This is a genomic window from Dokdonella sp. (assembly GCF_035703485.1).
In the GTDB taxonomy this organism is placed as follows: Bacteria; Pseudomonadota; Gammaproteobacteria; order Xanthomonadales; family Rhodanobacteraceae; genus Dokdonella.
Map to the genome: position 1 here is coordinate 1 of NZ_DASSYD010000019.1, position 13,277 is coordinate 13,277.

Here is a 13,277-nt window from a genome sequence, read left to right on the forward strand (position 1 = left end):
TGGTAGCCGTTGTCGTCGCCCGCAAAGCCGGTGATATAAGTCGTATCACTACCGTCACCGGTGTAGGCGATCAGGCGCACCGTTATGAAGTTGTTCGGCGATCCGTCGTTGTAGTAATAGACGCGTATGCCTGTGACTTCAGCTGCGTCCGGCAACGTCAGGTCCGTGGTCAAGGTGGCATAGGAGGCTGAACACCCATAACCGGAATTGCTCACGCTTTGTGTACCGGTAAGCGGTGTGAATGCATTCCCGCTGATGAACAAGAATGTTCCGACCACGCCGTTCGGCGCGTCGCTGTCGCCTGACGCCAGGTCGGGTCCGGGGGCGTTGTAGTAGTTGTGGTTGTACGCCGGCGGAACGGCGTCTGAACTGCCTTCATTCGCATACGCAGGCAGGCAGGCAGCTCCCAGCGCCACGGCGAATGAAATACCAAGCCATTTTCTGACCATGTTGTTCTCCCTCTGAGAGCAAGCACAAACCGAAAGCCGCCATGCCAGTGGTTCCGACAGGCGATTCAGCCGTATAGGGAGACATACGAGGTTGGGTGGGCAACCGTGCCAATTGGTTTTTTGCTGCCGCTACCGTCGCTGTGGTGACCGAAAATTTCGCTGAGGGGAGCGACACGCGTGGATTTGGGTCTGCTGGCAAATGAGGTATCGGTGTTTGGCACTTGTCTGGTTTTTGGTCACTACCTCTCGTCGGCCCTGCCTTTCGACCCACCTGGGACAGACTTGGCAGCGCCGACTCCTCGAATCATGTTTATCTCTACGCCGCTTCGCTGCGTAAAGATCACCATAAATCGAGAAGTTGAGAACAGGCCTCAGCGCAAGCGCCAGTGCCGAAGCCCGGCATAAATCACAACCAACACCAGCAAGGCGATCAGAATAGCCGTCCATTCGGCACGCGAAAGCGTGGCGATGATGGCGATCATGGCGAGTGCCGATATTGCCGGAATCAAGGGTCCTCCGGGCAACACGAATGGTTTGCCGCCAGCGCGCAGATCGCGCTTCTGGACAAACCAGGTGGCCAGGCTGACACCAAGGTAGATCAGACAGTTGGCACCGCCGGATATCAGCGCCAGTGCCTCGAAGTTGCCAAGCATGGCCAGACTGAAACCGACCACGCCATGAGTGACGATGGCCAGCAGCGGTACTCGATACGATGCCGTGACCCGGCCATACGCCGAGGGCAGATAGCCGTCGCGGCCGAGCGCGTAGAGCAGTCGCGATGAAGCGAGCAGATTGCCCATCATGAAGCCGCCCATCGACACGCCGGCGGTGATCAACAACAAGACCAATCCGGGCGTCCACAGGGTGCCCGCAGCCTCGGCCAGCGGCACCGTGCTGGTCGCCAGGGCCGGACCAAGAATGCCCTGGGTGACGATCTGGATACCCATGTAGAGCAGCACCACGACAAGGATCGCCGCGAGGGTCGCGCGCGGCACGCTATGCGAGGCATCACGCAACTCGCCCGAGGGAATCAGCGCGGTTTCCATGCCCGAATAGGCAAACATGACCAGCACCATCGAGGCACCGAGGGTCGGCCAGGATGGGATCGTGATCCAGTTGATCTGGCTCCAGTCGACAAAGAACAGGCCAACACCGGCAAGCAGAAACAATGGCGTCAGCTTCAGCGCCGCAAGCGCGTTGATCGCGCGCGTGCCCATTTTTACGCCGAACGCGTTGAGTGCGATCAAAATCGAATACAGCACAACCATGAACACCGCTCGCCCGAGCGGCTGATCGGTTTGCGGCCAGGCGCGCGCGACCTGCAGAAAGAGCGCGGAAGCGACTGCGCCACTGGAGGCGACATTGCAGATCCACATCAAGGCGCCGGCGACAAAACCCGGGAACGGGCCAAAGGCGGCACCGACATAGGTGTAAGGACCGCCCGTGGTCGCCGCGCGACTGCCGATGGCAGCGAAACACAAGGCGATCGGCACGATGGCGAGTGCGCCGGCCAGGAACGCAATCGGTGCAGCCGAACCCATGCGCGTAAACAACAGGGCCGGCAGCAGGAAGATGCCCGAGCCGACGATGATGTTGATGATTGCCGCTGCCAGCGAAACGCCGCCGACTGCGCGGACAAGGGCCGATTCACCTTCGAGAGTTGCCGCGACCGGCGGTTGGGTGGACGTCGAGGTCATGGCTTGCGGTTCCGGGAAGGTGGCGAAAGGCGCAAGCGTGCCACAGTTGTGCAGGATCGAAGCAACCGTTGTTGAATCGGCACTTGAACAGCATGACTCTGGCGCAGTCGTTCCTGCTCCGCCCCGGGGAGAATGGAATTGCAAATCCGTCCGACCAATCGGCAAAGTCAAAATAGCTTCTGGCAGCTGAGGTTCGGGGCTAATCAGGAAGGGATTTCAGGTGCTTGCGCAGGGCAAGCACGGAACTGGCATCGCTGGTCGCACCGAGCTCGATCAAGGCGTCGAGCGCTTTTGAATAGTGCTCGCGTGCCTGCACGGGGTTGCCGTTGCGCTCTTCGTGTTCGGCGATCGCGTACTCGATTCGCCACAACTGCGAATGGCGAGCCTTTTCGTCCGCTTGCGCGAACTCGCGGGCGTGATCGAATGCCGCGATCGCGTTCTGCGCATGCCCTTGCAAGGATTCCAGCGTGCCGAGCAGGGTCTGGCGTCGCAGGCTCCACGAGTTCGGCAATTCCAGGGACTCGGATTCAACCAATGACTCCGCTTCGTCGAAGCGAAGTTGTGCCTCGTCAGTACGGCCAAGGTCAAGCGCGATCTGGGTGCCAACCAGCAAAAATTTGTAGGTGCTTCGAGCATTGGTCGACGGTCGTGCAATCTCGCGTGCCTGCAACCACTCCTTGTCAGCGTGCGGATCCGCGCTCGCGTCCGCTCGGGCTGTTGCCGTATTCTGAAGCGCGAGGCCAGTGCGACGATCGGCAGGGCCAAACTGTTCGCTGGCGATCGCATAAGCCTGTTCGATCAAGGGCAGCGCGCGCGCAGAATCGCCGAGATCGCGCAGCAGAACACCGCGGTTGTTCAACAGCGCAGCGAACGCGGCCGAATGCTCGTCACCAAGATGGCGGTAGATCTGCTCGGCCAGCTGGTAGGCCACGTTGGCCTCGGTCAATCGATTGACGCTGCGCAAGATACTGCCGAAGTTGTTGTGGGCGCGCGCGCGCATGCGCGTCCAGCCTGGATAAAGTCGATCGGCAAGCGCGGCCGCGCGACTCTGGTGCACGAAGGCTTGCTCGCTCTTGCCAACGCGCTCAAATGAGCTGCCTAGCATTTCTTCAAGCTGGAAGTCCGTTGCCGGCGCCATTGCCTGCCGGGAAAGCTGCGTCTGTGCCTCAATGACGATCGCGAGCTTCTTTTCGGGGTCGGCGGCCAGGCTTGCCTGGCTCAATAGCAGCTCGCCACGCTGAGTCGATGTATAAGACGAATCTTTGCTATCGAGTTCCGCAGCAAGCCGGCTGAATGCCTCGTCCGTACGACCACTGTTCTGCATGGCGTAGGTCCAGCCGGTCAGCACGGAAACCCGAAATTCCGGATCGTTGGAATGAAGTTCCAATGCCTCATCGAACAGTTTGACGGCTTTTGTGGAATCACCTTCGGCATTGGCCAGGGTGGCCCGGTCGAGACGAACCTGGGCCAGCAAGCGGGCTTCACCGCTGCGCTCGGCGCTCTGCGACGCCGCATCGAGGAGTGCATGGGCTTGCGCGTATTTTCCGAGTGTCGTATCGATATGACCGAGCAGCGCGGCCATCTCGGCGTGCAGCTCGGGACGTTCCGCGAACTCGGGCAGGCGCGCCGCGCCGAGCTCGACCAGGGCCGAGACGCGCAGATCGTCACCGCCGGTCTGTTCGCGGTTGCCGGCCTCGAACAGGGAGAACAGAAACGCCCGCGTGGCTTCCGCGCGCTCGGACTGGCGCATCGCTTCGCGCGCTTGCAGGGCGGCTTGATGCGCCTGCCATTGGGTGGCAATGAGGCCGGCTATGAGCACGACCAGCACGGCTGACGCGGCGGCGACCCAACCACGGCGGCGACGCAGGAATGAACGAAGACGGTAGCCGGCGCTGTCCGGTGTAGCGCGTACGGCGTAGCCCGCCAGCAGGCGATGCAGATCTTCGCCCATGGCACGCGCATCGGGATAGCGCCGCTCGGGCTCGACACGTGTGGCCATGCCGATGATGTTGACCAGATCGGAAGGTAGCGCCGCGCAATCTGCGCAGAGTCCACGCAGGATCACGCCAAGCGCGTAGACATCGGTCGCCGTGGTGATCGCAGCGCCATCGATCTGTTCCGGGGCGGCATAGTGGGGCGTCATCGCGCGCAGTCCGGTGCGGGTCACAGCGTCGTCGGTATCGAGCAGTTTGGCGATACCGAAATCGAGCAACACCGGAACGCCCTCATCGCTGACCAGAATATTGGCCGGCTTCAGATCGCGATGCACAAGCAGGTTCTGATGCGCATGGGCGACCGCATCGCAAATCTGTTCGATGAGGTGCACGCGATCGCGCCAGGGCAAATTCTGTTCATCGCAATAGTGATCCAGCTCGCGACCGACAATCAGTGGCATGACCAGGAACGGCGACCCATCCTCGTTGACACCACCGTCGATCAGGGTTGCGATATGCGGATGACGCAAGCGCGCGAGAACCTGGCGCTCTTGCTCGAATCGGCCGACGCCCTGCGCGCCGAGTGCGGCCAGTCCGAGCAATTTGACTGCGGCGACCTGTTCGAAATTGACATCACAACGACGTGCCTTGTAGACCACCGACATGCCGCCGCGGCCGATCTCCTCAATCAGTTTCCAGTCGCCGATGCGGCGCCCGGCCAGGTTGTTGAGCGGAGCGGCCGGTCTCTCGACGACTTCAACATGCTCAAGCGCGGACGGCAGCCCGCTGGTGCTGGCCTGCTCGGCGATCAATCGCTCCAGCGCCGCCCACGTGGCCGACGACATGGTCTGCTGCTTCAGCCATTCGGCTCGTTGTGCCTGGGGCTGATCCAGCCACTCGCCGAACAGGCGATCAGCGGCGCGCCAGGCTTCAAGGCGTTCAGAGTCCATCGGAACTCAGGCGCACTTGCAGCAGCGAGCGGGCACGCTCCCAATCGCGTGCAACCGTACGCAACGAGACGCCACGCAATTCGGCGATGGCCGGCATCGAAAGCCCAGCGAAATAGCGCAACTCGACCAGCTCGCGGAGCTCGGGGTTGATGCGATCCAGATCATCAAGGGCGAGATCGAGATCGGGCAGTCGAACGGCAGGCGCTTCAGCGTCGCCTTGACCGAGGGTGACTTGCTCAAGTCCTGCGCCGCGCTTGTCGGCGTTGGCGCTGCGAGCGTTGTCAACGAGGATCTGGCGCATGGCCAGCGCCGCGCAGGTGAAGAAGTGGCGACGGTTGGTCAACGACAAGCTGTCCGCACCGGAAAGCTTGAGAAAGGCCTCGTGGACCAGCGCGGTCGCGCCGAGCGTGTCGCCGGAACCAAGTTGACCGACGCGCGCACGGGCAATGCGTTTGAGATCGGCGTACAGGCGCTCGAACACAGGGGCGAGATCCGGTACCTCGCGGCCCTCCTGTGCTCTCAAAAGTTCGGTAATCTCGGCCATTGCTGTCTCTCGCCTGCCTGAACACATTCTATTGCAATTGACTGACACGGTTTTCCGCGCGACTTCATGCGGCAGAAATGCGCTCGCGTATGCGTTCGACTCGGTCGGAAGGAGTTGGTCGAAACCGTGTTGTGACATGTGACACTCACGCGCAACCGCGAGCAGACGGATGATGTGATTCTTCGCGGATGGAGGAATGCGGCATGCACTCAATCGGGATCGCCGTGATTGCGGCATTGATGATGTCCTGCCCCCTGCGGGCTTCAGCAGATACGGAGTTGCTGACGAGCCAACGCGCGGACGAGCTTCGCGCAGCCGATCAGGCCTTTGGCACGGCCAGCGCAAAGCTTGAAGGACGTGCCGGTTTGAAGGCCGCTTTCGCGAAAGATGTGATCATGCCGGTGCCAGGAAAAAGCTTCGCCAATGGCAGGGAGGAAGTGCTCTCCGCGCTCAAGGCGAATTCCGGGATCGACGCCGCGCATATCGAATGGGCACCTGTCCGCGTCGGCATTTCGGCGGATGCCAGTCAGGGCTTCTCGTTTGGCTTCATGGATCAGCATCAGGCGGATGGCACGAGCCTTGGCTTCAAATACCTGGCCTACTGGCAGCATCAGGGCAATGCCTGGAAGATCGTCGCGTGGAAGCGCGTCAAGCGTGCATACGGAAAAATCGACCGGCGAGCAATGCCTGCACTATTGCCCGGAAGCTTTCCGGCACAAGCCACGCCGCCAGCGCTTGAGGCGGCCGAGCAGGCTTTCTCCGACGAGGCGCAGACGCTCGGACTCGGCCCCGCATTCGCAAAATTCGGCTCGGCTGAATCGATGAATCTGGGTGGCTCGGGCAACGCTGGATTCGTCTTCGGTGCCAAGGCCATCGCGCAACTCGTCAGTGCAGGACAAGCCGATGGCGGCAGCACGCTGAACTGGTCCGCCGATCGCGTCATCGTCGCCGCCAGTGGCGACCTCGGTATCAGCATCGGCCGAATCCGCTTCAACGCTCCAGTTGCTGATGGCAGTGATCGACGGCCCATACCTTTTTTCACGATCTGGCGGCGCGCAGCGGCCGATCAGCCCTGGCGCTACGTTGCCGAGTGAATGAGCAAGGCCTGGCGGCGTCTCGCTGGCAGATTCGGCACAGTTCCTGCATGACGAACCGCTACGGCCGCGATCCGGGTATTCAGGGTGATTGACTGAAAGCCGGGCATACTCGACCTGCCTTCGTCCCGAACCTTGATCGACACGATGCGCCTGCTGCTCTTCCTTGCCCTGATCATTGGTTCCCTGACCGCTACCGCCGCTGACCCGGCGGCGCGACCACTTGATGTTTCTGACGAAGGTGCGCCGACATTCACCGTCTTCTCATCACGCGAAGGCCTTTCCGATGAGATCTGGAGCACGGTCGGTTTCGACAATCGGGGTTTCGTCTGGGCCGGCTCGGCATCGGGATTGGCGCGTTTCGATGGCTATCGCTGGACGGCCTGGCCGCTTGAGCAGGCGCACAGTCTGGTGCGCGATATGCAAACTGATGCGAACGGTGTTCTGTGGGCGATTTTCGAGCGCGAAGGCCTGGCCCGCTATGACGGCAAGTCGTGGTCGATAGTTCCGGAAAGCAACGTCTTCCATCAACGCTTCTCCAACACTCATCGCAGCGACGGCAGCCCCGAATACTGGGTTGGTGATGACAATGGGTTGTTGCGACTGGATGGCAATAGGTGGGTGAAGGATGCGAGTACTCCCCTCAGACACCTTGGCCCGCTGGTCGGCATCGAACAAACCGAAACGCTCTACGGCAAACCGCGCCAATGGCTGGCCTCTACCGTTGATGGCATCTGGTATCGCGAGATTGGCAATCCGAACGCTTGGAAACGCTTCGATGCACCGGGTTTCGATGTCCTGCATGTAACCAACATCAAACGCAGCCACGATGGCGACGCCGAAGAATTGTGGGTGCTGACCTACGGTGACGGCTTGTACCGGATTCGCAACGACGGCATCCAGGTTTGGCGTTCGGCCAAAGGCGAATTGCCGAGTGAAGCGATCTACTCGGCGCTGGCCACGTATTCGGCGCAAGGCGAGCGCACTCTGTGGATGGCTTCACGGGCCGGCCTGCTGCGCTTTCGCAACGAAAGGATCTCAGCTTTCGATCGTCGCAACGGTTTACCGTCAGACGCGGTTCGCGGAATCAAGCTGCAGCAGAATGCCGATGGCACCGAATTGCTCTGGCTGGCGACTGAAGGCGGAATCGCACGGACTGCCTTGACCAACAGCCAATGGCAGACGGTATCTCTGCTCGGATCGCGCGAAAACGGCATCTTTGCGGTGATGCTGGAGCCAGATGACACCGGCAGCGAGCGACTCTGGGTCGGAAGTCCTGAAGATGGACTGGCCGTGCTCGCAGACGGCAAATGGCGTTACTTCACGCGCGCCAATGGCACGTTGCCGGCAAAAGGTGTGCGCCAGATCTGGCGGCTAGCCGACAGCACCGGCAAGCCGCAGCGCCTGATCAGTCTCGTCGATGGACAGTTGCTGCGCATCGACGATGCATTCAACTTCATTCCGATCGAGACACCGTGGCGGCATGCCGGCAATGAAATGGCCACCTATGCACTGTCCAGGCAACAGGGTGATCGGTTTGAAACCTGGTTTGCCAGCATGCACAGCGGTGTCTATCGATGGGCCGGCGGGCGCTGGACCCAGTTTCTGGCCGATGGCGCAAAGCAGCCGTGGTCGGTCATTGGTCTGGCGGAACAGATCGATGCCGACGGACGTTCCTGGTTGTGGGCAGCCAGCGATCAGGGCATTGCCGTCTACAACGGCCTGCAGTGGAAACTGATTCAGGGATTGCCGGCCGACAGTTTTCGCGGCGTGACGATGATTCAGCACGCATCACGGCCGACCTTGTGGGCGGCAAGCGCGCGCAACGGCATCCTTCGCCTTGATGTATCGGATCCGGTGCATCCGATCATGATCAGCAACAACGATGTGCCGCCGCCACCGGACCCAACCGTCTACTCGATCAGTGAGGACAGCCAGGGGCGCCTCTACGTCTGTACCAACAATGGCGTGCAGCAACTGACACCGGGCAAGGATCCACACTATACCGAGCGTGTCTTTCGTCGCCGTGACGGGCTTGTTCACGACGAGTGCAATACCAACGCCCAGTTCGTTGACAGGCATGATCGCTATTGGGTTGGCACGCTTGGCGGTCTCAGCGTCTACGACCCGACGATCAAGACGAGCACGCGAGAGCCGCAGGCCAAACCGTTGCGCTTCACCGAATTTCTGAGTGATGGCAAAAGCATCAAACTCGACAGTACGGAGAGCAATCTGCTACCTGCCGGCACACAGAATCTGAGCATCGGTTTTTCCGTTCTTTCCGGGCTACGTGAACAGGAGTCGAGCTATCGCAGCCAATTGCTCGGACTGGAAACAGAACCCGGCAGCTGGACCACGGAACACCACCGTCGTTTCAGCCGTCTGCCGTCGGGCACCTACGAACTCAAGGTCGAAGGTCGTGACTACACCGGCACCGCCAGTGAGCCGATCTCATTGCGATTCAAGGTCGATGCGCTGTGGTGGGAACAGTCGCGGATGCAGATTCTGATCGGCCTGCTGGCTCTGTGCGTGGCGGCGGGTCTTGTCCTTCTCTACAACCGCAATCTGCGTCTTCGTCAGCGTCATCTGAAGCGGGAAGTGGCACGCCGCACTTCGGAAATTCGCGCCGCCAATCAACGCCTGACCGAGCTCTCCTACCAGGATCCACTGACCGGCGTGGCCAATCGCCGACGCCTGATGGAAGTCATCAATTCGACGATCGAACGAGCACTGAAACGATCACTGCCGATTGGCCTGATTGTTATCGATGTCGATCATTTCAAGGCATACAACGATCAACACGGCCATCCTTCCGGCGATGTCGCCTTGCGCGCCGTCGCCCAGACTCTGAAAAGCGCGATGCGCGAACAGGATCTGGTCGCGCGTTTCGGTGGCGAGGAATTCGCCTGTCTGCTGATTGATGCGGACAGCGAGCTGGTTGCACGCTGTGCCGAGCGCATGCGCGCGCTGGTTGAAGCCTTGCCTCCGCGCGTGCTTGGCAACAACACCCGGACGATCACCATCAGCGCCGGCATGCTGAGCCGGGTGCCGAACCCGGGCGACAGCGCCGCCGACCTTTTGCGCGAAGCCGATGCGGCCCTCTACAGAGCCAAGCACCAGGGCCGCAACCGCGTTTGTCGCGTCTGAGAAGTCCGCCCGCTATTTCAACCAGGGCTCGTGAAGCGTACAGCCGTTGCGCGAACGTCAATCAGCGGCACCCTTGGGCTTGCCGGCCAACTCCTTGATCAGGACATACCAGTAGCCGAGATCGTTGTAGAACGACGCCACCGGAATGCGCTCGTTCAGACCATGGGCAAAGCTGTCGCTGTTCTTCATGAACGTGCCGTTGACGCCGTAGGTTGGAATGCCGGCGGCGCGGAAAATCGAACCATCGGTGTAGTACGGCGCTTGATCCGGAACGACGACAACTCCGGGATAGTTGGCCTGCGCGGCCTTGCCGACGGCCTGCTTGAGGTCATCGCGCGGGGGTGAGGCCAGCGCTTCGAGGGTACGATCGGCGATGCCGACTTCGACCTGGTCGCCGACCACGCCTTGCAATTCGGTCTTGATTGCCTCGATCGACGTACCCGGAAAGATGCGGCAATTGACGGTTGCCGTGGCTGTCTGTGGCAGGGCGTTTTCGGCGTGTCCAGCGTTGAGCATGGTCGCCACACAGGTCGTCCGCGTGCGGCCCACATAGGAGGGCTGTGTTGCCAGGATATCTGCCGCCGCCGTATCCGTGGGGTCGGCCGCAAAGCGAATCATCGCCTGGCCCAGTTCTCCCGGCGTTTGCGCGCCAGTTGCGGCCAGGCTGCCGCGCGTCCACTCGTTGGACTTCACCGGAAAGCGATAAGCCTGCAAGGCCCTGAGTGCGTCGGCCAGATCGTAGATTGCATTTTTCTGGCGCGGCTCGGAACTGTGCCCGCCGGGATTGTGCGCGGTGATCGAGTAGGTCGCCGAGGTCTTTTCCGCTCCTTGCAGATAGATGAATTTGGCCTTGCCGGTAGCCTCATCGAGCACGCCACCGCCACCATCACCGTTTAGGGCGAACTCGGCGTCGATCAGATCACGATGATTCTCAACCAGATCCCGCGTAGTCGCCTGGCTGGTTTCCTCATCGCCGGTAAAGACGATGATGAGATCGCGGGTGGGCACGAATCCCTCATGCTTGAGGCGCAGGAAGGTACTCACGATCACGGCGATCTGGTTCTTTATATCCGACGTTCCGCGGCCGAAAAAGTATCCGTCTTCCTCGATCAGCTTGTATGGATCACGCACCCAGTCGGACGGATTGGCCGAGACCACATCCATATGCGCCAGCAGCAGGATCGGTCGGCCGCCACTGCCATCACCGCGATAACGAACGACCAGCGACGCGGTTTCACCTACGGGAAAGATGTGTATGTCTTTGGCATCAAAACCACCTGCCTGAAGCTTGGCGGCGAGGTATTTGGCGACTTCCGGCACCTGGCCCAATCCCTCGGCACTCTTCATCGCGATCAGGTCGGCAAACATGCTGCGCGCTTGCGCACGTTCGGCGTCCGTGGCCTGCTTTGCCTGTGAGTCGGCGACCACGCCGAGCAGCAAGACTAACGCAATCAGAAGTTTCATCCGGGTCTCCTCGTGGCTTTGTCGCGGTACAGCAGGCTAACACTCTGTGGCTTCACGACACGGTTCGGCGGCGAATGAGTTCGAGCAGTTCGTCCATGGGCATCGCCTTGTGAAACAGCCAACCCTGGGCGAACTGGACGCCGTGTTCGCGCAGAAATTCGGCCTGCAACTCGGTTTCCACGCCTTCTCCGATGATTTTCAATCCGAGTGAGTCGGCGATGTAGATGATGTGCAAGGCGACCTGGCTGGTCGGCGAATCGGTGCCGACTGTATCGACGAACACCTTGTCGATCTTCAGATAATCGGTCTGCTGGGTGGTCAACTGGGAAAGATTGGAATAGCCGGTGCCGAAATCATCGATGGCAACCCGGATACCCAGCTCGCGAATACCGGCGAGTACGTGCCGCGACCGATCCGGATCACGAAAGGAATGTTCAGTCGCTTCGACAATGATATTGGAAGCCGTGATACCGCGCGTCTGCACGAGCTTGCGCAACGCATCGACGATACGTTCGGAATGAAGATCCGACGAAGCCAGATTCATGCTCACGTGACAATCCGGAAATTCACGTGACAAACGAGGCAGATCCTGAGCCAGCCGTTTGATGACATAGTCGGTGATCTGTGGAATCAGACCGCTTTCTTCGGCGACCGGAATGAACAAGTCCGGACGCATCATCGGACCATCCCGGTTGGACCAGCGCAGCAGCGCCTCGACGCCGACAATGCGTCGTGATTCGAGCTCGACGATCGGCTGGTAGTGCAGATCGAACTCGCCTCGCTTGAGGGCGGTACGAAGCGCAGTCGGCAGCGAAGCGCGCTGTCGCGCAATTTTGACGATGGCGAACGTGAGTGCTGCAGCAAGGACCAGCGCGATCGGTACGAGTACTCGCGCAAACGCCATCAATCGGGCGATCAAGTTGGCTTTCGGCACGGCAACATAGGCAGCCAGATCGAAGCGCTTCGAGCGCTCCATGCTGACCAGATAGTGACCGTCAAAGAAAACGGTCGCGTCTTTGCTGCCCAGGCGGGTGAGCCAGCGCGGATCGAAAAATCCGCGGCTGCTCAATCGCGTTCCGCTGCTGACGCCGTACACACCCAGAGAGATATCTTTTCGATTGACAAACACATCGATCAGTTCTTCTGGATGGATTCCTGCGATCGCATCGTCTTTTTGCAGTAGCAAAAAGCGATTTTTCACGTTGAAGCCGAGGCTATTCGACAAACGTACCTGGGTACCAAACGAGCTGACGTAGTCAACCGGTCCCAGCGGGATGGCGGGCTCGTGACGACCCAGCGAAGAGCATGCCAGGCGACCATTGACCACCAAACCGACGATCTGCAAATAGCTCGAATCCATATCGACATCACGCATCAATGCAATGCCGGCATTGGAACAGTCCAGTGCTTTTGTTGCGGATTGAATCCGCTCCCAGGCCGCGATGGATTGCCTGCCCGATTCATCGGCACGGCGAAGCGCTTCCGATGACATCGCGCTGGCCAGCTCGATCTCGGACTCCATGCTTTGACGATGTGCAATATATAGCGCAATCGTGATCGGCAGGATGAAGCCGATAATGGCTATCGCAAGCACCACCTTGGCCGTAAACATTCTGCGCATTTCCGCCGCTTTCCCGCGTCGAGCTATATTTCCCGCCTGAACGACAATCATGCGCCATTTGCTTCGCCAAGGCGACGAAAAGCGAGCGTCTGCTCACTAGGGCAACGCTGATCAAGTGGCCCAACCGTCATGGCATTCAGAAGGTTCGCCGGTCGTGCTGCGTGGCGAAGTGAAGGCTGGTTGCCTTGACCAGCCGCGCGGTGCGGCTGGCGGACCTTCTGGATGCCACCTGCATTAACAAAAACAATCGGTTAGGCGACACCTGTCTGCGCGCAGCTCTTTGTTGCGCTGGCTTGAAGCGACTGCATGGATGCAGGAGGTAGAGCAACGCAGGAGCAGTTGCCGACACGGCCAGTGCATCTGCGCCAGCGCGCCGC

At 60.4% G+C, this 13,277-nt stretch carries 9 protein-coding genes; 2 read left to right on the forward strand and 7 right to left on the reverse strand.

The window, feature by feature from the left end; genetic code table 11:
* From VFN25_RS01685 to VFN25_RS01700, 4 genes are all read right to left on the reverse strand, one after another.
* Positions 1-449: hypothetical protein (locus tag VFN25_RS01685; RefSeq protein ID WP_325138148.1), on the reverse strand; the 449-nt coding region annotated here is incomplete at its 3' end.
* Positions 450-820: 371 nt separating this feature from the next.
* Positions 821-2,146, reverse strand: coding sequence for an APC family permease (locus VFN25_RS01690; RefSeq protein WP_325138150.1), 1,326 nt, complete (start codon positions 2,144-2,146; stop codon positions 821-823).
* A gap of 199 nt (positions 2,147-2,345) precedes the next feature.
* Positions 2,346-5,030, reverse strand: a complete 2,685-nt coding sequence (locus VFN25_RS01695; RefSeq protein ID WP_325138152.1) for a serine/threonine-protein kinase — start codon at positions 5,028-5,030, stop codon at positions 2,346-2,348.
* Positions 5,020-5,574, reverse strand: coding sequence for an ECF-type sigma factor (locus VFN25_RS01700; RefSeq protein WP_325138154.1), 555 nt, complete (start codon positions 5,572-5,574; stop codon positions 5,020-5,022). The genes VFN25_RS01695 and VFN25_RS01700 overlap by 11 nt, the downstream gene beginning before the upstream one ends.
* Before the next feature lie 203 nt (positions 5,575-5,777).
* Between VFN25_RS01700 and VFN25_RS01705 the strand changes: the two genes are divergently transcribed.
* Positions 5,778-6,668, forward strand: coding sequence for a hypothetical protein (locus tag VFN25_RS01705; protein ID WP_325138157.1), 891 nt, complete (start codon positions 5,778-5,780; stop codon positions 6,666-6,668).
* 147 nt (positions 6,669-6,815) lie between these two features.
* Entirely contained in the window at positions 6,816-9,815 is a 3,000-nt protein-coding gene (locus VFN25_RS01710) for a diguanylate cyclase (protein ID WP_325138159.1), read from the forward strand.
* Positions 9,816-9,872: 57 nt separating this feature from the next.
* Here VFN25_RS01710 and VFN25_RS01715 read toward each other — a convergent pair whose 3' ends face one another.
* From VFN25_RS01715 to VFN25_RS01725, 3 genes are all read right to left on the reverse strand, one after another.
* Positions 9,873-11,279, reverse strand: coding sequence for a M20/M25/M40 family metallo-hydrolase (locus VFN25_RS01715; RefSeq protein WP_325138161.1), 1,407 nt, complete (start codon positions 11,277-11,279; stop codon positions 9,873-9,875).
* A gap of 52 nt (positions 11,280-11,331) precedes the next feature.
* Positions 11,332-12,900 (reverse strand): EAL domain-containing protein, encoded by a 1,569-nt coding sequence (locus tag VFN25_RS01720; RefSeq protein WP_325138163.1) that lies wholly within the window; start codon positions 12,898-12,900, stop codon positions 11,332-11,334.
* Positions 12,901-13,036: 136 nt separating this feature from the next.
* Positions 13,037-13,277, reverse strand: a 241-nt coding sequence (locus tag VFN25_RS01725; RefSeq protein ID WP_325138165.1) for a hypothetical protein, incomplete at its 5' end; no start/stop codon positions are given.